The organism is Hyphomicrobium sp. MC1, from assembly GCF_000253295.1.
GTDB lineage: Bacteria > Pseudomonadota > Alphaproteobacteria > Rhizobiales > Hyphomicrobiaceae > Hyphomicrobium_B.
Map to the genome: position 1 here is coordinate 3564351 of NC_015717.1, position 25776 is coordinate 3590126.

The 25776-nt window shown below is 58.7% G+C and carries 26 protein-coding genes and 1 riboswitch; of the genes, 14 read left to right on the plus strand and 12 right to left on the minus strand.

Features of this window, described 5'->3' with window-relative positions; all coding sequences use genetic code 11:
• Nucleotides 1-3 precede the first annotated feature (3 nt).
• The gene (gene cydB, locus HYPMC_RS17255; RefSeq protein WP_013949338.1) at nucleotides 4-1161 is read left to right on the plus strand and encodes a cytochrome d ubiquinol oxidase subunit II; all 1158 of its coding nucleotides are present in this window, start codon (nucleotides 4-6) and stop codon (nucleotides 1159-1161) included.
• Between the two features lie 24 nt (nucleotides 1162-1185).
• Nucleotides 1186-1329, plus strand: coding sequence for a cytochrome bd-I oxidase subunit CydX (gene cydX, locus HYPMC_RS23845; RefSeq protein WP_081741001.1), 144 nt, complete (start codon nucleotides 1186-1188; stop codon nucleotides 1327-1329).
• Here the strand turns inward: cydX and HYPMC_RS17260 are convergent.
• The 6 genes from HYPMC_RS17260 to efeU form a co-directional block, all read right to left on the minus strand.
• Nucleotides 1317-2408 carry a TonB family protein gene (locus tag HYPMC_RS17260; RefSeq protein WP_013949339.1) on the minus strand — a complete coding sequence of 364 codons (1092 nt, stop codon included), beginning with the start codon at nucleotides 2406-2408 and terminating at the stop codon, nucleotides 1317-1319. The two genes, cydX and HYPMC_RS17260, sit on opposite strands and share 13 nt — an antisense overlap.
• Before the next feature lie 105 nt (nucleotides 2409-2513).
• On the minus strand, nucleotides 2514-4817 hold the full coding sequence (locus HYPMC_RS17265; protein ID WP_013949340.1) for a TonB-dependent receptor domain-containing protein: 2304 nt from the start codon (nucleotides 4815-4817) through the stop codon (nucleotides 2514-2516).
• A gap of 319 nt (nucleotides 4818-5136) precedes the next feature.
• Nucleotides 5137-5958 carry an iron uptake system protein EfeO gene (efeO, locus tag HYPMC_RS17270; RefSeq protein WP_013949342.1) on the minus strand — a complete coding sequence of 274 codons (822 nt, stop codon included), beginning with the start codon at nucleotides 5956-5958 and terminating at the stop codon, nucleotides 5137-5139.
• A gap of 38 nt (nucleotides 5959-5996) precedes the next feature.
• Entirely contained in the window at nucleotides 5997-7328 is a 1332-nt protein-coding gene (gene efeB / locus HYPMC_RS17275) for an iron uptake transporter deferrochelatase/peroxidase subunit (RefSeq protein WP_013949343.1), read from the minus strand.
• Nucleotides 7318-8520: an iron uptake system protein EfeO gene (efeO, locus tag HYPMC_RS17280; protein ID WP_013949344.1), complete on the minus strand. Its 1203-nt coding sequence runs from the start codon at nucleotides 8518-8520 to the stop codon at nucleotides 7318-7320. Before efeO (HYPMC_RS17280) ends, efeB begins: the two co-directional genes overlap by 11 nt.
• Nucleotides 8507-9364, minus strand: coding sequence for an iron uptake transporter permease EfeU (efeU, locus tag HYPMC_RS17285; RefSeq protein ID WP_013949345.1), 858 nt, complete (start codon nucleotides 9362-9364; stop codon nucleotides 8507-8509). Before efeU ends, efeO (HYPMC_RS17280) begins: the two co-directional genes overlap by 14 nt.
• Before the next feature lie 508 nt (nucleotides 9365-9872).
• Here efeU and HYPMC_RS17290 point away from each other — a divergent pair.
• The 3 genes from HYPMC_RS17290 to HYPMC_RS17300 are packed head-to-tail and all read left to right on the plus strand — an operon-like array spanning nucleotide 9873 to nucleotide 12408.
• Nucleotides 9873-10625, plus strand: a complete 753-nt coding sequence (locus tag HYPMC_RS17290) for a metal ABC transporter ATP-binding protein (RefSeq protein ID WP_013949346.1) — start codon at nucleotides 9873-9875, stop codon at nucleotides 10623-10625.
• Nucleotides 10622-11494 carry a metal ABC transporter permease gene (locus HYPMC_RS17295; protein WP_013949347.1) on the plus strand — a complete coding sequence of 291 codons (873 nt, stop codon included), beginning with the start codon at nucleotides 10622-10624 and terminating at the stop codon, nucleotides 11492-11494. Before HYPMC_RS17290 ends, HYPMC_RS17295 begins: the two co-directional genes overlap by 4 nt.
• Nucleotides 11495-11508: 14 nt before the next feature.
• Nucleotides 11509-12408: a metal ABC transporter substrate-binding protein gene (locus tag HYPMC_RS17300; protein WP_013949348.1), complete on the plus strand. Its 900-nt coding sequence runs from the start codon at nucleotides 11509-11511 to the stop codon at nucleotides 12406-12408.
• A gap of 61 nt (nucleotides 12409-12469) precedes the next feature.
• On the opposite strand, the gene HYPMC_RS17305 is transcribed toward HYPMC_RS17300, so the two are convergent.
• Nucleotides 12470-12979 (minus strand): hypothetical protein, encoded by a 510-nt coding sequence (locus HYPMC_RS17305; RefSeq protein ID WP_013949349.1) that lies wholly within the window; start codon nucleotides 12977-12979, stop codon nucleotides 12470-12472.
• 161 nt (nucleotides 12980-13140) lie between these two features.
• Between HYPMC_RS17305 and HYPMC_RS17310 the strand changes: the two genes are divergently transcribed.
• Nucleotides 13141-14328, plus strand: coding sequence for a nickel/cobalt transporter (locus HYPMC_RS17310; RefSeq protein ID WP_013949350.1), 1188 nt, complete (start codon nucleotides 13141-13143; stop codon nucleotides 14326-14328).
• Between the two features lie 91 nt (nucleotides 14329-14419).
• Entirely contained in the window at nucleotides 14420-15349 is a 930-nt protein-coding gene (locus HYPMC_RS23415) for an ankyrin repeat domain-containing protein (protein ID WP_013949351.1), read from the plus strand.
• 15 nt (nucleotides 15350-15364) lie between these two features.
• Here the strand turns inward: HYPMC_RS23415 and HYPMC_RS17320 are convergent, their stop codons facing one another.
• From HYPMC_RS17320 to HYPMC_RS17330, 3 genes are all read right to left on the minus strand, one after another.
• A complete protein-coding gene (locus tag HYPMC_RS17320) occupies nucleotides 15365-15964 on the minus strand; it encodes a cytochrome c (protein ID WP_013949352.1) in 600 nt (199 codons plus the stop codon).
• A gap of 82 nt (nucleotides 15965-16046) precedes the next feature.
• Nucleotides 16047-17765, minus strand: coding sequence for a PQQ-dependent dehydrogenase, methanol/ethanol family (locus tag HYPMC_RS17325; RefSeq protein WP_013949353.1), 1719 nt, complete (start codon nucleotides 17763-17765; stop codon nucleotides 16047-16049).
• 255 nt (nucleotides 17766-18020) lie between these two features.
• Complete coding sequence (locus HYPMC_RS17330) at nucleotides 18021-18581, minus strand: histidine phosphatase family protein (protein ID WP_013949354.1); 561 nt, start codon at nucleotides 18579-18581, stop codon at nucleotides 18021-18023.
• Nucleotides 18582-18607: 26 nt separating this feature from the next.
• Nucleotides 18608-18748: riboswitch (cobalamin riboswitch) on the plus strand.
• 38 nt (nucleotides 18749-18786) lie between these two features.
• On the opposite strand from HYPMC_RS17330, the gene HYPMC_RS17335 reads away from it, so the two are divergent.
• From HYPMC_RS17335 to HYPMC_RS17350, 4 genes are all read left to right on the plus strand, one after another.
• Nucleotides 18787-19014, plus strand: a complete 228-nt coding sequence (locus HYPMC_RS17335) for a CbtB-domain containing protein (protein WP_013949355.1) — start codon at nucleotides 18787-18789, stop codon at nucleotides 19012-19014.
• A 21-nt stretch (nucleotides 19015-19035) separates the two neighbouring features.
• Nucleotides 19036-19752 (plus strand): CbtA family protein, encoded by a 717-nt coding sequence (locus HYPMC_RS17340; RefSeq protein WP_013949356.1) that lies wholly within the window; start codon nucleotides 19036-19038, stop codon nucleotides 19750-19752.
• Between the two features lie 96 nt (nucleotides 19753-19848).
• A complete protein-coding gene (locus tag HYPMC_RS17345) occupies nucleotides 19849-20718 on the plus strand; it encodes a DUF1289 domain-containing protein (protein ID WP_013949357.1) in 870 nt (289 codons plus the stop codon).
• 148 nt (nucleotides 20719-20866) lie between these two features.
• Nucleotides 20867-21292, plus strand: coding sequence for a hypothetical protein (locus HYPMC_RS17350; protein WP_013949359.1), 426 nt, complete (start codon nucleotides 20867-20869; stop codon nucleotides 21290-21292).
• Between the two features lie 3 nt (nucleotides 21293-21295).
• On the opposite strand, the gene HYPMC_RS17355 is transcribed toward HYPMC_RS17350, so the two are convergent.
• Entirely contained in the window at nucleotides 21296-22216 is a 921-nt protein-coding gene (locus HYPMC_RS17355) for a LysR family transcriptional regulator (protein WP_013949360.1), read from the minus strand.
• A gap of 118 nt (nucleotides 22217-22334) precedes the next feature.
• On the opposite strand from HYPMC_RS17355, the gene HYPMC_RS17360 reads away from it, so the two are divergent.
• From HYPMC_RS17360 to HYPMC_RS17370, 3 genes are all read left to right on the plus strand, one after another.
• Nucleotides 22335-22892, plus strand: a complete 558-nt coding sequence (locus HYPMC_RS17360) for a carboxymuconolactone decarboxylase family protein (RefSeq protein ID WP_013949361.1) — start codon at nucleotides 22335-22337, stop codon at nucleotides 22890-22892.
• Between the two features lie 241 nt (nucleotides 22893-23133).
• Nucleotides 23134-23382 carry a hypothetical protein gene (locus HYPMC_RS17365; protein WP_013949362.1) on the plus strand — a complete coding sequence of 83 codons (249 nt, stop codon included), beginning with the start codon at nucleotides 23134-23136 and terminating at the stop codon, nucleotides 23380-23382.
• Between the two features lie 68 nt (nucleotides 23383-23450).
• Nucleotides 23451-23705, plus strand: a complete 255-nt coding sequence (locus HYPMC_RS17370) for a hypothetical protein (RefSeq protein ID WP_029671112.1) — start codon at nucleotides 23451-23453, stop codon at nucleotides 23703-23705.
• Between the two features lie 58 nt (nucleotides 23706-23763).
• Here HYPMC_RS17370 and dxs read toward each other — a convergent pair whose 3' ends face one another.
• A complete protein-coding gene (dxs, locus tag HYPMC_RS17375) occupies nucleotides 23764-25710 on the minus strand; it encodes a 1-deoxy-D-xylulose-5-phosphate synthase (protein ID WP_013949364.1) in 1947 nt (648 codons plus the stop codon).
• Nucleotides 25711-25776 lie beyond the last annotated feature (66 nt).

Here is a 25776-nt window from a genome sequence, read left to right on the forward strand (position 1 = left end):
TCAATGATCCTGCATCAGTTCATAGATTACGATACGCTTCGTATCATTTGGTGGCTGCTGCTCGGCATTCTGCTGATCGGTTTTGCCGTCATGGACGGTTTCGATCTCGGCGCCGCGGCTTTGTTGCCGTTCGTCGCCAAAACAGACGTTGAACGCCGTGTGGTGATCAACAGCATCGGACCGACTTGGGAAGGTAACCAGGTCTGGCTGATCCTCGGAGGCGGTGCAATCTTCGCCGCTTGGCCGCCGCTCTACGCGGTTTCGTTCTCCGGCTTCTATCTTGCGATGTTCGCCATTCTGTTCGCGCTGATCTTGCGGCCGGTCGGCTTCAAGTACCGCTCGAAACTCGAAGGTACGAGATGGCGCGAAACGTGGGATTGGGCGCTGTTTGTCGGCGGTGCCGTTCCGGCGTTGATCTTCGGCGTCGCGGTCGGCAATGTCCTGCGCGGCGTGCCGTTCCACTTCAACAGCGATCTTCGGATCTTCTACGACGGCACGACGCTGTTCGAACTTCTCAATCCGTTTGCCCTGCTCTGCGGATTGGTCTCCGTCGCCATGCTCGTAATGCACGGGGCCGGGTGGATCATATTGAAGTCGGAGGGTCCGGTCGCTGACCGTGCCCGCAGCTTTGGAAGCGCCGCCGCACTTGCGACCATTGCTCTCTTCATTATCGGCGGTGTCGTGCTGTGGCTCGGAATCGATGGTTATCAGATCACGAGCACGGTCAATCCAGTAGGACCGTCTAACCCGCTGGCAAAGACCGTCGCCAAAGCGTCGGGGGCGTGGTTCACTAACTATGGCTCGTATCCGCTTACGATCCTAGCGCCCGTACTTGGAATAATCGGCGCCGGCGCTACCTACGTCTTCATGAACGCCCGACGGGAAATCGCGACGATTTTGGCGTCGTCACTCTCCATCGCGGGAATCATTACGACGGTTGGCGTTTCGATATTCCCATTTCTTCTGCCGTCTTCGATCGACCCGCGGTCGAGCTTGACGGTTTGGGATGCATCGTCGAGCCACCTGACGCTCTTCATCATGCTCGTCTGCGCGGTGATCTTCGTGCCGATCATCATTGCATACACGACGTGGGTCTATCACGTGATGTGGGGAAAGGTTGACGAGAAAGCGATCCGTGACGACCACGGCCACGCTTACTGAGCCACTGGAAAGGAGAGAACTATCATGTGGTATTTCGCTTGGCTTCTCGGCCTTCCGCTGGCAGCCGCTTTCGCCGTTCTCAACGCCATGTGGTACGAGCTGATGGAAGATTCAGCCGCCGCTCGTGCGCAGACGGCGCCGGCCAAAGGATCGGCTCAGCGGAAATAAAACGGAATGACGTAGGCGAGCTGCGTTGGCGTCAAATCCGCCGGCGGCTCGCCGAACGGCGCCGATTTACGAATAACAGTCAGCGCGGCGGCATCGAGTGTTGCGCTGCCTGAAGACTCCGAAATCTTGAGATATCGAATGCCGCCGTCAGCGGCGATACCGAATGAAACGCGGACCGTGCCGCGGACGCCAATGCTTGTTGGCTTATTGCGCGCCAGTTGTGCGCGGACACGCGCACCATAGCTTAAAGCATTTCCCCGGCTCGCCGAGACCCGGCCACTTACCGAAGCTTGAGATGCATTAGAGCGCGAAGTGGAACTGCCAGCGACCTGCGCATGCGACTCCTGCTGCGGGGTCTTCTTTTCCTTTTCGACTTCCTTTTTCTTTTCTGCCTTCGCGGGGCTGTCGTCTTTCGTTTCGACCGCCTCCGGCATTTCCTTGACCTCGATCTCAGCGATCTGATCGGCCTTGATCTCGCTTACCGCTTGCTCGATACCCCCACCGCGAATAACCGGCAGCGGATCGTCCGTCGGCGTCAGCGCGGTCGGCGTGACGTCGGCAACATCAATCGGCTTCGGCGGCGGTTCATCTGAAAGCGGATCGTTCTCCAACTCCGCAAGCTCTTGCGGTTTCGATTCCGCGGCTTGGACGCTCCCGGCCTGAGACGCCGCTGCAGAGGCTGATGCCATCTGCACGCTTTCCGTCGAGATCGACTCGAGAACGACCGACTGCTCCATTGAGAGGCTGAAGGTGTCGGTGTTATCCAAAAGCGTGCCGAATTGCTCGCCAGAGTTTCCCATAAACATCGAGGCAATGACTCCACCGTGCAATACAGTCGAAATTGCGATGGCTGCAACGAGAAGCTTTTGGGAAGCACTCTTTGCCGTGTCCAATGGCTTTTCGATCTTGAACGGCGGAAGCACCACCGCTCGTCTGGCGACGTTTTCCGCCCGACTGAGCGCCTTGGCAAAGTCGAACGCGACGATATTGGATCCGGCCGAGGCATCGAGCGCGCGGCCCCCACCCGTTCGCGAACGTTCATCGCGGCGCGGGTGGTCATTGCGTTCGATGAGCGTCACGTTCGCTCGCCTCCGGTTACAACAAACTGGCTTTTGTCATGATGGCGTCGGCGAATTCCTCCGCCGACGCCCGAACTTCTTCTCCGTGCGATCGCGCCCCGTGGTCTAGAACCTCGCCTTTGTCGTGAGCAGGAACGTGCGGCCGCGACCTGTTTCGACCGGCGCATCGCCAGTGGCAGGAGCACTGAGCGCAGGCGTGTAGGCGACGTCCGTGAGATTTGTCACGTTGAGAGAGACGTCGATGTCGTCGGTGACCTTGTAGCTCGAGAAGAGATCGTAGGTCGTATAGCCCTCGTAAGTCAGCACGCCGTCGGAACCAACGTTCACATCGGCCTTCTGACTGTCGGAAACGATATTCGCTCTTGCACCGACCGTCAGACGCTCAGCAAAGAAGCGAAGGCCACCGGTGACGGTCGCAAGATCGCCAGGCAGATAGCTGTGCAGTCCCAGGCCATCCATCTGCGACGGAAGCGTCGTATGGTTATGGCTATAGCTCAGACCCGCGAAGAGATAACCCGCATCGTACGTGCCTTGCAGTTCGACACCTTCGACTTTCGAAGTGCCTTGGTTGTTTATGAACGTGCAGATAATTCCGAAGTCGTCGCACGCGGCCGTAATGTAGTTGTCCACGTCCATCGTGTAGTAATCGCCTTTGAAGCGGAACTGATCGCCGGACTGGAAGATATTGTTGATCTTTGAATTGAAGCCAAACTCCCACCCCTTCTGTGATTCAGGCTGAAGAAGAGGATTTGGCAAAAAGTTGGGCTCGAAGACACTGCCTGGATGCGTGCCGTCGAGAAGCGTTTCCGAGATGGTTGGAGCGCGGAACGAATTCGACCAGGTCACATACGGCTGGAACCATTCGACCGGCTTTGCGGCAAGCGTCAACTTCGGACTGAAACCACCGTCGCTTTTGTCGACCTGGTACGGTCCGAGCGAAAGACCATTCGGTAGCGCCGGCGTGTATCCAGGCGGCAGGTAGGGAAGCAAGTATGGCGGAATATGGGGCTCCGTCACGTCCCCGTGGCCGTTCAAGTTATAGTCGTCGTAGCGCAGACCAACGATAAAATCGAAGATGCTTTTTGAGAAGGTTGTTTCAGAAAACGCGCCACGGATCGTTGAATTGCCGGACGGATTGACACCGCCACCAGCGCTCGGATCTAGCGCGTTTGAGGCGTCAACTTTGTCATGAAAGTATTCGTAGCCGTAGTTCGATTTGACGTGGATGCCACCAAGATCAAATAGCGACGTATTCTGCAGGGTGAAGCCCAGACCAAGATCATTGATCTTACGGCCTTCGGCAGCAGAGGCGCCATCGATACCGCTCCCGTACTTCATCGTCAGGTCGCTGCCAGAGAAATTGGCGCGAAAATGTACGAAATCATTGCCGATGGGGTCGTAGGAATACTGGGCAGTGTAGATCTTCGAATCGATATTCTGATTGTAGGAATTTGCGGTGAAGTCGTTGTTGTATAGCACTGTGCCGAACGACAACCGCTGTTCCGGATCGATCTGGATGTGTACTTTTGCCAAACCAGAGATCAGGTCTTGATCGGTGTAGGGCACGCGCTGACCCAAACCGTTATCGTAATCGTCCTGATCGTGCTTGCTGATGGCGCCGATAACGCTGATCGCCCCGCTGCGGATGGCTCCCGCACCCATCTCGGAGAATCCGACGCCATTACTTCCCCACGAGGAAAGGACTGTCGCGCCGTAGTTGCTCCCCGGCTTCAGCACATCATCGACATCAAGCGTTCGCATGTCCGCTGTACCAGCGAGAGCGCCTGCACCGCCCGCTGTCGAAACCGAGCCGCGCTGTACCTCGATGCTCGCCAGAAGTAATGGATCGACATAGGCAAAACCCGATGCCGTATGGCCAGTGAATCTGAAATTCTGCCGCACACCGTCGATCGTCATATTCACGCGGCCTTCGCCTTCGAAGCCGCGTATGTTGACTGCGATGCCGGGATTGTTCGGATCGTCGCCGGTCGAGACCCCGGACATCGAACGAAACACATCTTGAAGATTGGTCTGCCCGAACGTCTGAATTTCGCTTTGACCCGCGACGCTCACACCAGCCGGCGTGCTATAGGGCGAGTCAATCAATCCGGCTTGATTGCCGCCTTCGCTCGCCGCCGGCGGAGGCGTCGCCGAATTAGCAGTCTTCTGGACTGGAGCAGCCTGTGGCTTCTTTTTCGGAGCGCTGCTTTTCTTCGCTTGCGCGGATTGAACGTCGATGCCCGGCAGCGGTGTTTCTTGTGCGAATGCCGTTCCGGCCAACGTCAGCGCTGCGGCCGACACGGTCAGCGCCAAGGCCGCCTTGCCAAAGCTTTTGCAAGCGGGAACCTGATGCAATCCCACCGCGATCAAACGCGCATTACTCGAATCATCAACGCCGCGCACAGCCATCCTATCGTCCCCCGTTATTCCGTGTTGATACGGGGCTGGCTGGCTAGGCGCTTAAGCGCACAATGGCGGGCTTGCCTCCTCTTTGCGAAACCCTCCCCCGGAGGTGATCGCAATGAAGATCCCGACGTTTGCCGGGTATACGACTGAGAATATGAAAGTCTACATTATTAGTCAACAATAAGACGCCGTTTAGTTGTGTCTTTTCAGCGACAAACATGCCGAGTTTCGCAGAAATGAATGCAATTACGGCCCCGGTCGCAAATCCGCACGAGGCGAACGTCGACCGAGGCCGTAGTCAGATCAAAGCGACCGGCGCTTTTCAGTTCAAACCGAGCTTGCCGCGAAGCGTTGAAAGTTCGGTCGCCAGAGCGTTGACCTTGGCTGACAGAACCTTGCGGTCTTCGTCCGACAGCTTGTCGTAAAGCTCGTAGCCGTCAGCCGTCTTGTACTTCTCCAGCGTGTCGTCGACGACCTTGAAGTCACCGTCGACCTTCTTCACGAAGTCAGGGTGATCCTTCTCGATGAGCGGCCGGACAAGATCGTAGATCTTCTTCGAGCCGTCGAAGTTCGCTTTGAAGTCCCACAGGTCGGTATGGCTGTAGCGATCTTCTTCGCCCGAAATCTTGGTCGCGGCTACCTCTTCCATCAGGGCTGCAGCACCGCCGACAACGGTCTCCGGCGGGAACGTCAGATTCTCGATGCGGTGATTGAGATCTTTGACGTCAGCAAGAAGCTGATCGGCATAAGGGGCGACGTCCTTCGTGCTTTTCTGTTCCCAAAGGCCGTATTCGATGCGGTGGAAGCCCGAAAATTTCGGATCTTTTTCCTTGGCCTCGAAGTCATCCGCGCGAGCGTCGATCGTGTGATCGAGATCGGAGAAGAGTTCGGCGATCGGTTCGATCGTTTCATAGTCCATGCGCGTCGGCGCGTAGAGTGCCTTGGCTTTGGCAATGTCGCCAGCCTTGACGGCCTCGGTGAACTTCGTCGTGTTTTCGAGAAGTTTCTCTGTGTGATCGGCCACAAAGCTCTTGTATGCGGCGAGCGGCTCAACGAGTTTTGAATCGTCGTCTTCGGCATATGCCAAGCCAGCATATCCAAACGCCGCTGCGAGCGCAGTCGCAGCCAACAAGTGTCGTTTCATCGGTCGTCCCTCCGGTGCTTAATTGGGTAAGGGGTTTTCTAGGAACGTGTCGACGGATCCGCCGTCGCGGCCTCGGCCAACTTTCGGCCCAGATAGTCGCCAGCTTCCCGCGCCCCTGGAAGAACGAAGAAATAACCGCCACCGATTGGCTTGATGTATTCCTCTAACGGCTCGCCATCGAGCCGCGACTGCACGGCAATGAACCCCTTTTCGAGGTCTGATTGGTAGGCAATGAACAGCAGCCCCTGGTCGAGCTGGCCGTTCTTGGTGATGCCGTTCGAATAGTTGAACGGCCGGCGTAGTATAAGGTTCTTTCGCGTTTCGGAAGTTCGTGGATTGGCAAGCCGGATGTGCGCATCAAGGCGCGTGATTTTTCCATCCGGATCTTTCGTGTAATTGGGGACGTCGGTCTCCTTGACACCATCCATCGGCGCACCGGACATCTTCTTGCGACCGAAGATGCGCTGTTGCTCGCCAAGTGGGGTGCGATCCCAGCGTTCCACGAAGTTACGGATGATGCGGACGGCCTGATACGTGCCGCCGACAGCCCACTCAGGCTCATCGTGACCTTGGCCGACCCAGACGATCTCGTCCATCATCGGCTTGTCATTGGAATTCGGGTTGGCCGAGCCGTCCCGGAAACCCAAGAAGTTGCGTGCGCTCGGTATCGATCCATCCGCTTCGGGCAGTACAGTTGGAACGCTACCTTCCTGCTTCCAGCGCGGAACGAGGTATTCGGGCATGTTTTTCAGAATGTCGCGCAGCGCATGAATGTTCGTATCGGCCGTGTTCGAGCAGAACTGCAGTGAGAGATCGCCGTGGCACAGCTCAGCGTCGAGAGCATCATTCTTGAATTGAGTCATCTGCTGGAGATGACGCGGCTTCAGGCGTTTGAGCCAGGGGCGCGTCTCGAACATTGAGTTGCCTAGGCCGACCGTGATCGTCAAATTGTCGGGCTGAATTTCAGGACCAAGAATGCCTGAATCGGCCGGCGGCAGTTTGGGGTCTAATTCCGGTGGGGTGCCACCCTGCGTCAGAAACACGATGCGTTCGGTCAGCTTACGCATCATTTTCTCGAAGTCGGCAGGAGTATCGGTGATCACGTCGAGTGAAACCAACATGCCATTGGCCGGCCGCGGCGTGACAACGCCAGCCTGGTGGAGGCCGTAGAACGGAACTCTCTGCTCGACGTCTGTGCGATGACTTTCGGGCGCGTCAGTCACCTGCTTGTCGTTCGCGCGCGCTTCCTGAACGGCGAGGCCTGATGTCAACGCGCCGCCAGCAGCAACACCGAGACCGAGCAGAATTTTCCGGCGGTCGGTGCTTACGGATCTGTGCTGATCAGTCGGGCTTTTTTGATCATGTACCATTGGAATTCATCCCAATAGCGGACGGTAACTCATTGAGTGCGTCCGCGAGGTTTGTGAAAGCCGCCGTCAGCTCCTTGCGTTGACCCGGGCTGGCAGACGTCGAAGAGGCCGTCGCGGCGTCGCTCTTCTGTTTGGCGACTTCGTCTTTCGTGGCGGTCAAAGTAGCGTCGATCTTGTGAGCGAGGTCCGGATTGACCGGCTTCACAACCGGCCGAAGCAAACCGACGATCTTGTCGATGCCATCAAGGTTGGCTTCGAGATCGGTCATGTCGGTTTCGGCAATGCTGTCGTTTTTCGCGGGCAGGCGATCACGCGATAGCTGCGTGGTGAAATTGCCCGCGCTATCGATGAGAATGCCCGGCGTCATTTTCATCGCCTTCAGACGCTCATTGAGCGTCGTGAGATCGGCGACGAGACGGTCGGCAATGGGGCTAAGACCATCCAGGCTTTTCGTGACGAAGAGCCCGCGTTCGATGCGATGATATCCAACGAATGCCGGATCGTTCTCGCGCTTCTCGAAATAGTCTGCGACCGGGTCGATCGTATTCTGCAAATCCGCAAAGCGATGCACGACCGGTTCGATGCGCTTATAGGGCTGCCGCGCTATGATATAGAGAGACTGGGCCTTGGCGAGGTCGCCGGTCTTGATGGCGTCGGCAAGTTCCTGGGCATCGCGCAATGCCGCCGAACTCTGACGGCCGAGGTAAAATTTATACTCGCCCATCGGCCCAAGAAGCGCGCGCATCGTCGCCTTCGGAGGCTCGGCGTTCGCTTCCTGCGATGGGGTGACATGCAAAGTCCCACGCGGGTTCGACAGTAGTCCGCAGGTGACTTCGTAGGTGCCCGGGGCAAGACGCACTTTCAGCGTCTGCTTGAAGCCCGGCGCAATGTTTTCCCGCTCTGCCAGGACCATCACGCCGTCAAGGACTTCCCATTCGACGGGACGTTCCGACTTGTTTGAAATCTCGAACGTTCGCTCGCCGGCGGGAACCGAAAGCGAATTGGGCTCACATGCTTTCGACGTCACGGCAACGGACACGGCAGCGACGTTATCGTGGCGGGTTTGCTTGGTCGCCACGTAAAACGCAGCACCCGCGACGAGTACGAGAACCGTCGCCCCGGCAACACCAAGATACATAATGCCGGACGATGGGGCTTTCGGCTTTCCTTGGCGGGTCTCAGGCGCGGACATTTTTATTGTTACCCTGGTATGCTTCGACTGAGACGCTGCCCGGACGAACAGGCCGCAAATAGAGATAGAGAACGATCGCCAGGAACCCGAGGTAGACGATGACCTCGCCGACTGTCGGATTTTCCTGATAGCTGAAGACGCCGGAAAGAATGGTTCCGAGGACACTCGAGATCGGCAAGACCGCGCTCATATCGTAGGCGGGCTGCTGCAGGCCGTTCCAAAGTCCGGCTTCATGCAAGGCGCCGACCGATGAAGAGAGGATGCCGGCGGCGACGAAAATGATGAAGACGCCAGTCCATTGGAAGAAGCGACGGAGATCGAGCCGAACGCCGCCGACATAGATGATCAAGCCGACGACAACAGCGGCCGCGATACCCGCAAGAGCGCCAAGCGGAGCTTCCAGGCCGTTGCTCTGCTGAAAGATCGCAAGCAGAAAAAAGATCGACTCGAGCCCTTCGCGAGCGACTGCGAAGAATACAAGACCAATGAGCCCCCACGTCCCACCGTGCGACGAATGAAAGGCCGCTTCGACGGAATGCTGCAGCTCGCTCTTGATAGAGCGTGCGGCCTTGCGCATCCAGAACACCATCGAGATCAGCACCGCGACAGCAATGAAGCCAACGATCGCCTCGAACAGCTCTTGCGCCTTCTGGGGAAACTCGGCGCTGACGAATAGAAGCGCGGCACCGGCGAAAAGAGAGACGGCTACAGCCAGCAGCACACCCATCCACACCGCAGGCATCCATTCGGATCGCCCCGTCTGAGCGAGATAGGTTGCAACGATACCGGTGATGAGCGCTGCTTCGATGCCTTCGCGAAGCATGATCAGAAACGGAGCGAGCACGCTCTCTTCCCTTCACTTTTGGTCTCAGGGTATTGCCGCTTGAAATAGGAAACTTGACTTCTAAAATCAAGTTTCCATATGTCGCAATCGCCCTTGATCAAAATCAATTTTTCGCAATGTTTGCCGCGCGTGACGGGCGGCATAGGCCACTTGGCTAAGCCATTGCTTTTCCTATTCGTGTGAGCGGCGCCGCGCTCTCAAATTCCCCACGACCTTATCCCGCGACGGCCGTTTCGCACGGCCGCACGCGCCATCCTCTCCGTCATGCCGGCAACCCCACCTCTTGATATCCACCCAACCAAATCCGAGACCCACAATTCCGCCGTAGTCATTCGGCATTAAATGTTATAATATACGTTCTGGTGCGAGGCGGATAAATCACGACCATGTCGAACAGAAATCCATTCGAGCGCTCCTTGATGGCGCAGCCCGCTTACCGACGGCTGATCGGCACGGGCGGCGTCCTGGTTGTGCTGTGGATCGCAATTTTTTGGGCGGTGGCTCTTCCATGAGGCAACCATTGATCAAGCTTCGAGACGTGACGGTGGCCTATGCGCGTCACCCGGCGCTCCATCATGTATCGGGAACGTTCGACGAAGGCAGTATGACGGCTATCACCGGCCCTAACGGCGCGGGTAAGTCGACACTGTTAAAGGCGATCATGGGTGAGCTGCCTCTAGCAGAAGGCGCCATCGAGCGGCCGGGTCTCGCAGCATGCGATTTCGGGTATCTGCCGCAAGCCGCCGAGATCGACCGGCAATTTCCGATGTCTGTCGCCGACACGGTGATGCTCGGCGCTTGGCACCGAAGCGGTTCATTCCGACGCGTCGATTCCGATGCGACGGAGAAAGCACGAAAAGCGTTGACGGCTGTTGGCTTGGACGGCTTTGGCGGCCGCATCATAGGCTCGCTCTCGGCAGGGCAATTCCAGCGCGTGTTGTTCGCGCGGCTATTGCTTCAGGATGCGAAGATCATCGTTCTCGATGAACCGTTTACTGCGATCGACGCACGCACCACGCGCGACCTCTTGGATATCGTCTGCCGCTGGCACAAGGAGGGACGGACGATCATCGCCGTCTTGCACGATTTCGATCAGGTCCGCGCCCACTTTCCCGACACTCTTCTTCTCGCCCGCGAGGCCATCGGGTGGGGGCCTACAAGCGTCGCGATGTCGTCGCGGAACCTGCTGCGCGCCCGAGCGATGGCGGAAAGCTGGGACGAAGGCGCTGAGGTTTGCGAGAAGGATACGGCCGCCGCATGAGTCTGCATGCCATTTTCATCTCGCCGTTCGTCGATTATGGCTTCATGCGCCGCGCGCTCGTTGCGTGCTTTGCCCTGGCGCTCGGCTCGGGGCCTGTCGGCGTGCTTTTAATGCTCAGGCGCATGAGCCTTGTCGGCGATGCCATGAGCCATGCGATCCTTCCCGGCGCGGCGGTCGGCTTCTTGATTGCTGGCGGTCTTTCTCTGCCGGCGATGGGCTTCGGCGGCCTGGTGGCAGGATTGAGCATCGCGCTTCTATCCGGCGTTATCAGCAGGACGACCTCGCTTCGTGAAGATGCGAGTTTCGCTAGTTTCTATCTGACATCGCTCGCGCTTGGCGTTTTGATCGTTTCGCTGCGAGGCTCGAACATCGACCTGCTGCATGTCCTGTTCGGGACGATCCTGGCGATCGATTCGAATGCGCTTTATCTCGTTGGCGGCATTGCCTCGCTGACAATCATTATCCTCGCGGTCGTGTACCGGCCACTCGTCGCCGAATGCTTCGATCCCGGATTTCTGCGGGCCGTTGGGGGCCACGGCTCCCTCTTTCACTTTCTGTTTTTGCTGCTCGTCGTGATCAATCTGGTCGCGAGCTTCGAAGCGCTTGGAACGCTGATGGCCGTTGGCCTGATGATGCTCCCCGCGGCCGTCGCGCGTCTTTGGGCACAATCACTTCCGGCCATGTTCGCCGTCGCGGCGGGGACGGCCGTCGTCTCAGGCTATCTCGGTTTGGTCGCGTCGTTCCATTTCGCCGTGGCCTCCGGGCCGACGATCATCCTTACCGCAAGCTGCATCTATGGCGTCTCGCTCATTCTCAGCCCTTCGGGCATGGCGCGGCGTCTCTATTCGCGTCCTCACCTCAAAGCATAGACAGGAGATTGATCATGAGGGTTTCTAATCTCGTCTTCGGACTGCTGGTGTCTTCCAGCGTCGCCGCCGGCTTCTCGGCGGCCGCGTCGGCAAAGACGCTAAATACTGTGGCCAGTTTTACGGTGCTCGCCGACGTCGTGAAGCAAGTCGGCGGCGACCACGTGAACGTGAAAAGCCTTGTCCCGCCGAATGGCGATCCACATGAATTCGAGCCTTCGCCTGACGATGCGAAATCTCTGAAGGAAGCGGACATCACTTTTATCAGCGGCGAAGGCCTCGAAGGCTGGTTCGAAAAGCTGGTGACGGCATCGGGCTACAATGGCAAGCCAATCGTTGTATCGAATGGCATCAAGACACGAACCATGGAAGAGGACGGCAAGACCGTCACCGATCCGCACGTCTGGAATAGCCCGGTCAACGTCAAGGTCTGGGTCGTCAATATCGAGAAGGCGCTTGCCTCGGCCGACCCGTCCGACGCCGCCGACTTTAAGGCCAATGCCAAGGTCTATTCCGAGAAGCTCGATGCGCTGAATACGTATGCTAAATCCGTCCTTGAGACGGTGCCGAAGGATCGGCGCAAGATCCTGACCAGCCACGATGCATTCGGCTACTTCGGAAGGGAATACGGCGTGACGTTCCTTTCGCCTATTGGCCTCTCGACCGAAACTGAAGCATCTGCCGCCGACGTTGCCAAGCTGATCGATCAGATCAAGGCGGAGAAGGTCAAAACGTACTTCTTCGAAAACTCGAACGACTCTCGCCTCGTCAAACAGATCGCGAAGGCCACGGGCGCGCAACCCGGCGGCGAGCTGTATGTCGAATCGCTGTCGAAGGCCGATGGCCCGGCCCCGACCTACGCGAAGATGTTTCACTACAACGTCGATCAGTTGTCGAAGGCCTTCGCGGGAACCTGAGCGGCAGCGAAAACCAACCTCCAACGATCAAGCGGCGAGCCTCAAAAGCTCGCCGCTTTTTTTAGTGCACGTTGGAGTCGGTGTAGCAGGCGCGCATGGCTTCGCAGCGATGTGGACCGGCAAAGTGCATGTTGTCGCCCTTGGCGGCGCTGATGAAGTCGCACACCTGGTTCAATCCGTCTTCCGTTAGCCACCCTTCCCTGCGTCCGCGCTGCACACCGAAGCAGTCGGCAGTTTGCTCATCGGGTCCACGGAACTGATGTCCGCACTCGTGCGAATAGATCCAGAGCTCGACTGGGCGCGGCAGCTTGTCGAGCAGTCGGGTGTTGAGAATGATGAAGCCCGGATAGGCCGCACCATAATCGTCAAGCTTCTCGTCAATTACGGTCGGACGGTCGCCGCATTGGATGCGATATCCCTTGAGCCTGAGTTGGCCGACGGGGACGAGATACGCCGAGCCGTTTGTATAGCCGATGTATTCTTCAGCGGTGGGACCCCCGTCGGAAACGCCCGCCAACGCCAGGGCCGGCGCGATAACACAAAGACGAGCAAGAAGTTTCAATCGATTCATGTTGGCGATGGTCCATTCTCCGAAGGATTTGATTGCGGCCAATCCGACGCGCGCTGCGGCCGCCTCGGTCCGGTCATAATCATACGGTGTCTATCCAATAATATAACATACGCATCAAGCGGCCAAAGTTACATTCACGCATTGCAGTTTCGGGGGGTCCGATGGGACATTGGAAGAGCAGCCGCACGGCCAGCCATCGGCTTGGCAAACGAGCCGCATGGGCCGCGGCCTGGGCTGCAGGAATTTTCACCGTGGTCATGTCGCTCGGTTTGGCTGCGCACGCTAACGAGGCGCCCACAGGACCGAAATCCGCATTCGGATTCGCTGGCACGATGCAGGCGCAGCCTGTTCGCGAACCTTCGATGATTACGCAGGCCATGGACGCCGCGTGGTCCATCCTTCTCTTCGAACAGCATCGCTTTACTCAAAACATGACTGGCGCGGTGCGCAATCTGAAATCGACGACCAACGTCATGGCCGCAACCGGCGCTCTTGTTGTGGCGAGCTTCATTTATGGCATCCTTCATGCTGTCGGGCCGGGACACGGAAAGGCGGTCATCTCATCCTACATGCTGGCGGACAAGGAGACGCTACGGCGCGGCATATTCCTCGCGTTCCTATCGTCCCTGATCCAAGCGCTGTCCGCAATTACGCTGATCGGCGGACTGTACGTGGCGGCCCTGGCCACGGGACTGCAGACAAAGTGGGCGGAGGCCTGGCTTGAAACGTTAAGCTGGGGTGCGGTGGCGTTGCTCGGGGCTTGGCTGATGTTCAAGCAGCTTTGGCCGATGTTTACGTCTCGGCGCCAGCCCGTTCGCGCCGATCACCTGCATGGCGACGATCACGGACATGGGCACGATCACGGATGCGGCCATGATCACCACGGCCAAGCCGCGCCTGCGTCATGCGGACACGATCACTCACACGATCACTCCCATGGTTGCGGGCACGATCATGTTCATGACGAGCACTGCGGTCACGCCCATCTACCGGGTCCGGACGAGTTAAGAGGCAAGCTGTCGTGGAGCCGGGCGCTCGCCATTGCGTTCTCGATCGGCATGCGGCCGTGCACCGGAGCTTTGCTCGTTATCATCTTCGCTGCGACGCAGGGGATGATCTGGGCCGGCATTCTGGCGACATTCGCGATGGCGTTTGGAACAGCCTTAACCGTATCGGCATTGGCAGCGGTATCGGTCGGCTCGCGTAATCTTGCGATCATCCTGGCGGGCGCCGAAAGCCGATGGGGCGACTTCGTCGCGCGGAGCGCCAGCGTTGTCAGTTCGGCCGCAGTCTTCGTGCTCGGGACGGTTTTCTTTTTCGCGTCGTTCCACGACGTCCGCCCGTTCTGAAAGGCTACGAACTCACGCCGCGTCGGACTTCCGTACCTATGGAAATCCTCGATTATCGGCATAGAATGATCGATAATGAAGGAGCCGATGCTTGATTAATCCTGCTCGTATTTCGGCTGTTGCCATTGTCGGCTCAGCATTCTGCACGATCGCGGCGACGGACGCTGCCGCCGCGAAGATGCGCATCTGCCAAGAACAAGACCAGCATTACGAGGAGATCAAACCATCGGCCGGGCCACTGGAGATCAACGCAGCGCTGTCGGCCGCTGCCGATAAAGGGTGCTTGAAGCTTGCTCAGCGCCTTCTTGACGATGGCGCGTCACTGGGATCGCGCGACCGCCAAGGCGCGATGCCCCTGTCGCACGCGGCGAAGGCGGGACAAACCGACATACTGAATCTGTTCATTGCGCACGGCGCCATTATCGATGCGCGCAATCTCGATGGATCGACCGCGTTGTTCCTGGCGGCGGAACAAGACAACCAACCGGCCGTCGAATCCCTTGTTGCACATGGCGCAGACGTCAATCTCGCAGGCCGCAGCGGACTGACGCCGTTAGAAGCTGCCGCCTACATGGGAAATGAAAATATCGCGACGCTATTGCTCGCCAAGGGTGCCGATCCCAAGCGCACGGACGCGACAGGAAAGGGACCGATCTGCTACGCGGCCGCCCGCGGCTTCGCTAAAGTTGCGGGCATTCTGCTCGATCATTCCGTCGACGTGAACGCTCGCTACGGCAACGACCTGACCGCGTTGATGTGGGCAGCTGGACACGAAGACGGCGCGGGAACGAGCGATGTCGCGGACGTCCTGGCGTTGCTTATCGCGCGCGGCGCGCATCTCGACGACCGGGACAATCGCGGGCGGACGGCGCTTATGATCGCAGCTTCGCTTGGCCACGAGCGCGCCGTCGATGTACTCCTCGCACACGGTGCGAGCCGGACCTTGCGTGACAAGTCGGGAAAGACGGCAGCAGACCTCGCCTCAAACGACGAACTCAAGAAGAGGCTCGCGGCGAGTTGATGGAGGTGGGAGCGGCTACTGTCCGCCGCCGCCAATCACCGTCAAACTTGCAAGATACTGGGCGATTGGGTCGAGATCGGCCGGCTGGGCTGCATTCATGAGATCCGACATGCCGGGATTGTTCGCCCGGCTGTGATCGCGAAAATCCGTCATCGTTTTGAGGAGATAAGCGGCCTGCTGGCCGGCCAGCCGTGGCGTCGTGCTGTCACCCTGATACTGGTCGAGATGGCACGACGTACAGCCGATTGAGCCAATCACGGTGAGCGCGTGCTTGGTGACGTCTTTGGAAGGCGACGGCTGTTGAATACTCGGCCACTTGAGCCCAGAGAAATGCGCGGCCAGCGCTTTCATGTCGTCTTTGCTCAATCCCTCAGCGATTGCCGACATCTGATCGTTCTTGCGCGCACCTCTCTTGAAGTCGCGAAGCTGGATGTAGAGGTAGCCCTGGTTCTGCCCCCAGATGACAGGGGTCGTCTTTTGCTGCGGGACGCCGTTTTCGCCGTGACAGCCTGCGCAAAGCTGAATTTTGTCAGCGATGTCGTCGGCGAATGCCGAATGACTGCCGGTCGAGATTGCGGCAACGAGCAACCCCAATCCAATTACTGCCTGCCGCATATCGAAACTCCCGGTCTTCGACGACGATTAAAATAAAAGTCGGAAAAGGAGCACGCGCGCTCCTTTTCCGACGTCCACATAATCAGTTGAGCGTGAAGGCAATGATGTTATTGCCGCGCTTGAAGTCAATCTGCGTGTTTCCGCCGGCGCCGACGACAATGTATTCCTTGCCGTCGAGCGAATACGCCGCTGGCGGAGCGTTGACGCCTGCGCCGCACTGGAACGACCACAGGATCTTGCCGCTCTCGGCGTTGTAGGCGCGGAACCAGCCGTTGGCTTCTCCGGTGAAAACGAGATCACCCGCGGTTGCAAGCGCGCCGCCCATCATCGGCTCAGGCGTTTTGACCTGCCATTTGATTTTGCCGGTGTTGTAGTTGACCGCAGTGACGTTTCCGAACGAAGCCTCGGTCGGAATGACCTTAAAGGCGCCGCCAAGCCACAGCTTTCCATCGGGATAGGGGCTTGACTGAACCTGATAGGTCATCGGCTGGTGCAAGTTGACAGCATAGGTCAGAGCGAGTTTCGGGTTGACCGCCATAGGCGACCACTCAACGCCACCGTTTGCGCCAGGAAGCATGCGCGCGCCTCCCGGTGTCGGCAAGGTCCACATGTTCTCCTGCGCGACCATCGGCTCAGAGAAGCGGATCAGGCTGCAATCCTTGCGGTTGTGAACATAGACAAAACCGGTCTTGCCGCCATGGATGACGCCCGGAACGACCTTGCCGTCCTTGTCCTTGACGTCGACCAAGATCGGCGGACTGACAGCGTCGAAGTCCCAAACATCGTGCGGGATATACTGAAGGTGGCAGACGTATTTGCCGGTATCGAGATCGATCGATACGAGCGAGTCCGTGTAGAGATTGTCACCCGGACGCAGCGAACCGTCGAGGTCCGGCGACGGATTGCCGACCACGAAGAACAAGCGATTGAGTTTGAGATCAACCGCCGGATTTTGCCAAACGCCGCCACCCAACGTCTTGTAGGGATCGCCAGTCTTGGCGAACTGAGCTTTCTCGGCTTCGATGTCGCGGTGCAGATCCTTGCCCGTGGCATCCTTCGTGGCCCAGACGCCGACCGTGTTTTCCGGCACCGTGTCGAAATTCCAAACCTGCTTGCCGGTTTTGGCATCATAAGCGCGGACGAAACCGCGGATGCCGTATTCGCCACCGTTGGTGCCGATGATGATCTTGCCGTTAACGGCTGTCGGCGCCATCGTTTCGCTATAGCCGTCTTCGGGATCGGCGATTTCCGTTTCCCAAACGAGGCTGCCGGTCTTGGCGTCGAGCGCGACAAGCTTGGCATCAAGCGTCGCGAGGTAAACCTTGTCGTCGTAAACCGCGACACCGCGATTGTTCGGGCCGCAGCAATATGTCGTGATCGGCCCCATCTTGTGCTTGTAGTGCCAGTATTGCTCGCCGGTCTTGGCGTTCAGCGCGTAGACATGATCGAACGATGTCGTCACGTACATCACGTCGCCGACGATGATAGGCGTCGTCTCTAGCGACTCTTTTACGTCCATCTGAAAGATCCACGCCGGACGAAGCTTTGCGACGTTGCCGGTGTTGATCTGTTTGCCGAGGTAATACCGTGTCTGGTCGTAATTGCCGTTGGTGTGGAGAAACTGCTTGGTATCTTTCGCAGCGTTCGACAATTCTTCCTGCGTGACCGCTCGCGCAGGAGCTCCTTTGATCGCCTCTTTGGATTTGTGCTCGATTTCCTGAGCGCCGACGGGAGCAAATGCGGAAAACGCAAGCGACGCTGCGAGCGCCGCCGCAGTCGCACGGCTTCTTATACCGACCATGTTGTCCTCGCTTACTTGAAGTTCAAACCGGCCGCCAACACCGGAGGGGGCGTCAGATCCGTTGTCTGACATTGGCATAGTGCACCCCCGATTTTTTCCCGGCAATAGGGTGAACACTTCTAAAGTATCAAATCCATTGTCGCTTTTTGCATTCCGAGACAACGTGGCGCGGAACCACAAATGCAAGACCAGGACCAGCAAATACAAAATGAAATGTATGCGAATTGTCTTTCGCGGCTGCAATATCGGTGCGTTCTAACTTCGTATGGATTTAAGCGCCCATCGCCGTCCATTCGATGACAGTTCGACGACGGAAAGCGGCGCAACATCAATATGCGCATATGAGATTGCTTGCGCCTCGATCGCGACGACAATCGCCGCGCGCATGACCGCCGGATGCGTCACGGCCAAAATGGGTCCCTCACGCTCCGAAATCGTCTGCATCCAGACGGACGTCCGCGCGATGAGCGCTTCAACTGTTTCGCCGCCGTGAGGCGCAGAGCCTGGGTCGGAGAGCCAGCTTGCTAATGCGTCGGCATCGGATAGAGCAATGCTACTCAGGGTGCGGCCCGCCCAGTCGCCAAGTTCGATGTCCCTGAGCGCCGGGTCAATCCGGGGGGAAAGTCCTAAGACAGCGGCAGTCTCCAGCGCCCGCCGGGCGGGACTGGAGAAGACGATGGCGGCATTGCGAAATTCGCCGGCCATTGCGGACGCGTCCCGCCGGCCAAAATCGTCGATGCCTTCGTCGAGCGGGAAGGCTGCGCGCCTCGCCGCCGGGGTCGAGGCGTTGGCTACAAAGGTCAGGCGCGGCGGCATCTTGGCTCAATGGCTTGCGTTGACAAATGCCCGGCCTGCCCTATGGTGAGACGTGCATCCTCACGGGTAGGAAGCCGGTGAAATTCCGGAACGGTCGCGCCACTGTAATCGTGGGTCGCTCCAAGCGTCCACCGAAAGTCAGACCCACCTCGTGATCAGAGCACACCTTGAAACGGGACGCGTAATCCCATGGAGGCTCTTTAAAATGGCTCATTCTTCTATCGTCGCACAATCTCTCGGCGCTCAAGGCGGCTTCGCTACGCCTGTTCCGGTTCGCCAGATTCTCCCCTGGGCGATCTTCGCCGGGTTGCTGTTCCTCCTCGCCATGTATTTCATCGGCGTCGAAGAAGGCGCCACGGCGATTTTCAACGGGATGTACGTGCACGAGTATGTGCATGACGCCCGTCACCTTCTCGGCTTCCCCTGCCACTAACCGCGGCGGAGAATTTCGGATATGGTATCTCTTCTTGTGCGCGGCATGATTGCCGGGCTTCTCGCTGGTATTCTGACTTTTGGCTTTGCGAAGGTTTTCGGCGAGCCTCAGGTCGATCGGGCGATCGGCTTCGAAGAGCAAATGGCAAAAGCGAGCGGTGAGCCGGAAGAACCGGAAATCGTCAGCCGCGCGGTGCAGGCGAGCTTCGGCCTGTTCACCGGGGTCGCCGTCGTCGGTACCGCGATGGGCGGTCTTTTCGCTCTGGCCTTTGCGTTCTTCAACGGCCGACTTCTCGTCGGCATGTCACCGCGGACCACGGCGATCATCATAGCGGCGCTTGGCTTTCTGGCGATCTACTTCATTCCAAACATCAAGTATCCGGCCAACCCACCTGCGGTCGGGTCACCGGAAACGATCGGCTACAGAACGCAGCTCTACTTCGGAATGATCGTCTTCTCTCTCGCCGCGTTGGCGATCGCGATCAGCGCTGGACGGCAGTTCTTCGCTCAGGTCGGCGGCTGGAACGCCATCCTGATCGGAGGCGGTGTCTACATTGCCCTAACGGCGCTTGCGGGCTATTTCCTGCCGCCGATCAACGAAGTTCCAAATGATTTTCCTGCCGATCTGCTTTGGAAGTTCCGTGTGGTGTCGTTCGGCATTCAGGGCATCCTGTGGATGACGATTGGCATTATATTTGGAATGCTGGTCGACAGATCGAACGAGAAAATCGCTCATTGAACGGCGCACGCGCCGCTCAAAGCCAGCCAGATCGCATTGCGCTTGCTGCTGCGATCTGGCCTGCAATCGCCAAACATCCGAAAAGGCTGTCTGCTAGTGGCACGCCACTCGCCTTGCATAGGAATCTGCAAACTCGACGACACGACGGGCTTTTGCCTTGGCTGCGCGCGCACGGCCGCTGAAATCGGCGACTGGATGGCGATGAGCGAAGCTCGGCGCGACTCCGTCTGGGAGCAACTGCCGGAACGGCTCGCACAGCTCTCGGTGCGCGTTCGTGTGTTGCCGTGGGTTCGCGATGAGCTGATTAACTGGGTCCGCGACACCCTCGTCGCTCGGCAAGGCGCGTGGGTCGTCGGCGTGCCGGGCGCCGTCGCGGAGTTTCCCAGCGCCGATAACACACCGATTGATTTGCACGTCGAGGACGGCGTGATAACCGCACGGCGTGCGGATGCTGCGTTTCGTATCGCGATCAACGATAAGATTCGTGCTTTCGCGTTCACCGATGGCGGCCCGATTGTGCTCGGACTACCGAGAGGACGCGCCGCCATTCAATCTGGTTCGGCACTTCAAGCTGTTGGGCTGGATGCCGGCGCAATCGACGAGACGCATCGCGGCGACGAACTTTTCGATCTCGGAATTGGGCGCCGATATACCCGCTTCTGCGTTCGCACGCGGGACGAGACGCTGACATCGGCGCTATCGGATCATGATCGGCGGCATTGGTCGGACTTCATGCCGGTCATGCTCAATCAATTTGTCGCTTTGAGTCCGCATCGCATCGTTGAAAGCGCTGCGGCGCGCATCGAAATCTTTTCCAGAATTCCAGGCCCCGGCGAGTCGTCACCCAATGGCGCGCATACCCATTTCCTTGCCGAGTTCCTGAAGTCCGGCGACGAGATCGCTCCAAGTCTGGCGCCGCCCGACTATGTTGGCCCAGTCGCGATCTTTTATCCTAATAAAACCTAGGCAAAACGCACTATCGCGCTCGGAAAGTCGCTCTTGTCCCCAGTTCATGGCCGCAGCCGCCCGTTGCTGGGTTGAGAGCCTCGGCGCGCCGTAGTAGTGACGTTTTATTGATTAGCCTGAGGGCTTCGATAACTTGAGAGGGGACGGGATGCGCAGCATCAGCCTTGGACTCGCCTTCGCCACTGCGGCAGCTTTGATTTCGGCTCCAGCCTCGGCAGACGAGCGATTGCAATCTTCGTTCACTGCGCTCGTCGGCAAAGGTTACGAAGTCAAATCTGTGACGCTCATTCCTCTCGAGGTCGCCAAGAGGGTCACGGAAAAGGTCAAGACCGATAACGTCGTCGTCACGTTACAGAAGCAGGAAACGGTTGCCGTCTGCTACATCGCGTTCGCGAATTGGGCATTCATGAACAAGGCGTCGCTCGATTCCGCGACGCTGTGCGAAGTCCGTTCTTCGCCGACCGAAGAGAGCGCGGCACCGGCAGCCGCACCGAGCGAACCGGCGGCACCTGCCGAAGCGACGACGCCTCCGGCCGAGGCGACAACGCCTGCCGCTCCGAGCACAAACCCTTAATTTCTAGCTGCTCTCGGCGGGCGAAGAGGCTTTGGTCAATTTCGCTTTCAGCCGAGGCATCGCAAAGTCGAGAAATGCCCGAAGCTTCAGCGGCAGCAGTCCGTTGCTGCCGTAAACGAGGCTGACCGGGACCTGGGGTGGCTCGAACCGCTCCAGCACGACCTTGAGCTTTCCCTCTGCAAGCGGTGTTTCGATCTGGTAGGAAAGCAGGCGCGTCAACCCAAGTCCGGCGACCGCCATGTCGACGGCAGACTCCGCCGTGTTGACGACGAGGCGGGAGTGAATGGCGGCAACCTGGGGCACGCCATTGTTCCAGAAGGTCCACGAACGTGACGACATCAGGCCTTCGAAGGTGACGCAATCGTGCGATTCGAGATCATTCGGATCGGCAGGGGTCCCGCGTGCTTCAAGATAATCAGGGCTCGCGCAAACAACGCGGCGAATCAATCCAACGCGGCTCGCAATCAGGCTGCTATCGGGGAGTTCGCCGATACGAAGAGCGACATCGACGTGCTCTTCGAGGATGTTCACGACGCGGTCGGCCAACGTTAAGCGTACGTCGATATCCGGGTAGGCTTTCAAAAACGCGCCGACGATCGGCAGCACATGCAAGCGACCGAAAACGATCGGCGCCGTAATGACCAACTCACCGCGCGGCGCGCGATATTCGCCGGAGGCTGCGCGCTCGGCTTCGACGACGTCTTCCAGGATTCTGCGGCAGGCGGCGACGTACGATTGTCCGGCGTCGGTCAGCTCCAATCGACGGCTGCCGCGATTCAAGAGCTTGGTGTGGAGATGGGCTTCGAGTTCGGACACCTTCCGGCTAACCGTTGCCAGCGGCATGCCGAGCCTGCGCGCTCCAGCCGAGAGGCTACCAGCGTCCGTTACGGCAAGAAGCACCGACATGGCGTCGAAGCGGTCCATTTTTGACTCTCATAATCCGGTAGGGTGGCTGCCAATATTGTCGACTATTTCGTGAAAATGAAAGGACCTAATTCAGGGGCGTCGGCCAATCCCGGCCCGAAGAGAGTAGGAGACGCCCATGTCCCGCATCCTGACCCCAGCCACCATTGCTGATGCTCCCGCCACTGCACAGCCGCTCCTAGAGGCGGTGAATAAACAGCTCGGTACCGTTCCAAACATGTTTCGGCTGATCGCAACAAGCCCCGCCGCTTTGGAGGGCTACCTTAGTCTTTCGGGCGCGCTGGCAAAGGGCAAGCTGCCGCCGCAGACCCGCGAACGCATCGCGCTGGCCGTCGCAGAGTTCAACGGCTGCAGCTATTGCCTTTCAGCGCATACCTACCTTGGGCGGAACCTCGCCAAGCTCGACGACGCTGAAATCACGGCCAATCGCAATGGCGCCTCGAACGATCCGAAAGCCGATGCCGCCGTTCGCTTTGCGATGAAAGTTGTGGAGGCACGTGGCCATGTGAGCGCCGCCGATCTGGCCGCTGTCAAAGCTGCTGGCTACGACGACGGTCAGGTCATTGAGATTGTTCAGCACGTCGCGCTCAACGTATGGACGAACTTCTTCAACGAGACGTTCAAGACCGATGTCGACTTTCCGGTCGTGGCGCCCAGCAAAATCTCTGTTGCCTGAACGGTTTCCGAAACCCTGAAATCTATCGCCGCCGGACGCCTATGCGACGGCGGCGCTTCTTTTTTGGCGTTGTTAACTTAAATGATCCGTCGGCGAACGCGCGTCAGGGACGATAGGCTGGCGGACTGTTACGGACGTGCCTTAGTCTCACCATTGCGCATCGTCATATCGGCGGGCGGTAACACATCAATTCTTCTGTCAGCGAGCAAACGTGATCATCGGAAACTTTTCTAGGACGCGCATGGCATCGGTAGGCGCGCTTATCGTGGCCTTCCTTTGCGCCGGCGCAGAAGCGAGCTTTGCGCACAGCGGCACGGCCGATGAGCAGCAGGCCTGCACGCCAGACGTGTTTCGACTTTGCTCGGCTCAGATCCCAAGCGAAACGCGCATCGTTGCCTGTCTGAACAAGAACATGGCAAAGCTCAGCCCTGCTTGCCGTGACGTGATGAGAGGCGACAAGCCCAAAGCGAATGCGCGCAAGAAGCACTAAGCCCGATCGCGACGCCAACCATTCTTGTGAGGTTCAAGACCGTGCAACGAATATTTCGACTTGGAGCGATGCTGTTGGCCGGGCTTGCAGCGCCGGTCTTCGTGGTTGCGAGCACGCACGGCGCGTCCGCTCACAGCGGTACTGCCGAAGAACAATCTGCCTGCACGCCCGACGTTCTGAGCCTCTGCTTTTGGCAGATCCCTAACGAAGATAAGATCGTCGCGTGCCTCAATAAGAATATCAATCGGCTCAGCCCCGAGTGCCGTAAGGTGATCGCGGGCGATGACGACGACAAAAAGAGCAGCAAGCGCTCAAAGAAATAAAACCGCCGCCAATTGCGTGACCGAGATCACGGAAATGGCGGCGTGATGAATTGCCAGATCAGCAGGCGTGGCCACGAGCGGCTGTCTTCGAGGGCGCTCTTTCGAGCTGAATAGCGTCGCAGACCGTCTCGACGATGCCCTGAGCGCACAGCCCGGCGCGCTGGTTCATCACTTCCGGCTTATCCTGATCGACGAATTCATCCGGCATCACTTTCGATCGGACTTTGAGACCGCGATCGAGCAGACCGTTTTCAGCCAGATAATGGAGCACGTGGCTGCCGAAGCCGCCAATCGAGCCTTCTTCGACGGTGATCAGCACGTCATGGTTTTCGGCGAGGCGGCGGATCAGATCGGTGTCGAGAGGCTTCATGAAACGCGCGTCAGCGACCGTGGCTGACAGACCCAGCGCAGCCAATTGATCGGCGGCCTTCAGTGTTTCTTGAAGGCGCGTCCCGAGCGAGAGAAGCGCAATCGTCGAGCCTTCGCGCAAAATGCGACCCTTGCCGATTTCGAGGGGAATGCCCGTCTCGGGAAGCGCCACTCCTGTACCTTCGCCGCGCGGATAACGGAACGCGCTTGGACGGTCGTCGATCGCCGCGGCAGTGGCGACCATGTGCTTGAGTTCGCATTCATCGGCCGGAGCCATGATGACCATGTTGGGCAGACAGCCGAGATACGCGAGGTCGAACGATCCGGCATGCGTCGCGCCGTCAGCGCCGACAAAACCAGCGCGGTCGATGGCGAAGCGCACCGGCAGGCTTTGCAGCGCGACGTCATGCACGACTTGATCGTAGCCGCGCTGCAGGAACGTGGAATAGAGCGCGCAGAATGGCTTCATACCTTCAGTTGCGAGACCGGCTGCGAACGTCACGGCGTGCTGCTCGGCGATGCCGACATCGAACGTGCGATCCGGGAATGCGCGGCCGAAAACATCGAGACCCGTGCCGTCCGGCATGGCCGCGGTGATGGCGACGATCTTGTCGTCCTTCTTAGCTTCGTCGATGAGGCTATCGGCGAACACGCGCGTGTATGACGGCGCCGAGGCCGGAGCTTTCGTCTGCACGCCGGTGACGACATTGAACTTCGTGACGCCGTGATACTTGTCGGCGGAAGCTTCGGCCGGAGCGTAGCCCTTACCCTTTTTCGTCACGACGTGTACGAGGATCGGCCCCTGCTCGGCATCGCGGACGTTGCGCAAGATCGGCACGAGCTGGCTGAGATCATGACCGTCGATCGGACCGATGTAGTAGAAACCCAGTTCTTCGAACCAAGCGCCGCCATGCCAGAGGCTGCGGGTATATTCTTCGACGCGCGCGGCGCGCTCTCCCCAACTTTTCGGAAGGCGCTTGGCAAGCTGCTTCGCGAGATCGCGAACATAAAGATAGGAATCGCTCGATGTCGTGCGGGCGAGATAGGACGACAACGCACCTGTCGGCGGCGCAATCGACATCTCGTTGTCATTCAGGATGACGATCAGCCGTTCGCTGCGCGCGCCGGCATTGTTCATCGCCTCGTAGGCCATGCCCGCGCTCATTGCACCGTCGCCGATGACGCAAACGACGTTGTTCGTGCCGCCCGACATCTCGCGGGCAACGGCCATGCCGAGGCCAGCCGAAATGGACGTCGAGGAATGCGCGGCGCCGAACGGATCGTATTCGCTCTCGGTGCGCTTCGTGAAACCGGAAAGACCTCCGGGCTGGCGAAGCGTGCGAATGCGATCGCGGCGACCGGTCAGAATTTTGTGCGGGTAAGATTGGTGGCTGACGTCCCAGATCAGACGGTCGCGCGGCGTATCGAAGAGGTAATGCAGAGCAACCGTCAACTCGACGACGCCAAGACCAGCGCCCAAGTGGCCGCCCGTCTGCGAAACGGCTTCGATCAATTCCGTGCGAAGCTCGTCCGCGAGCTGCGGTAATTCGCTTTCGGACAATTGCTTGAGATCGTCCGGAGTATCGACTTGATCCAAAAGCGGTGTTTTGGATGGCCGAGTGACCCTTGCATCCATGACCGAACTCCCCCAACTGCCGCTCGAGTCCCGAGCTCGATGGCAAATTATGAACCTATGACACGT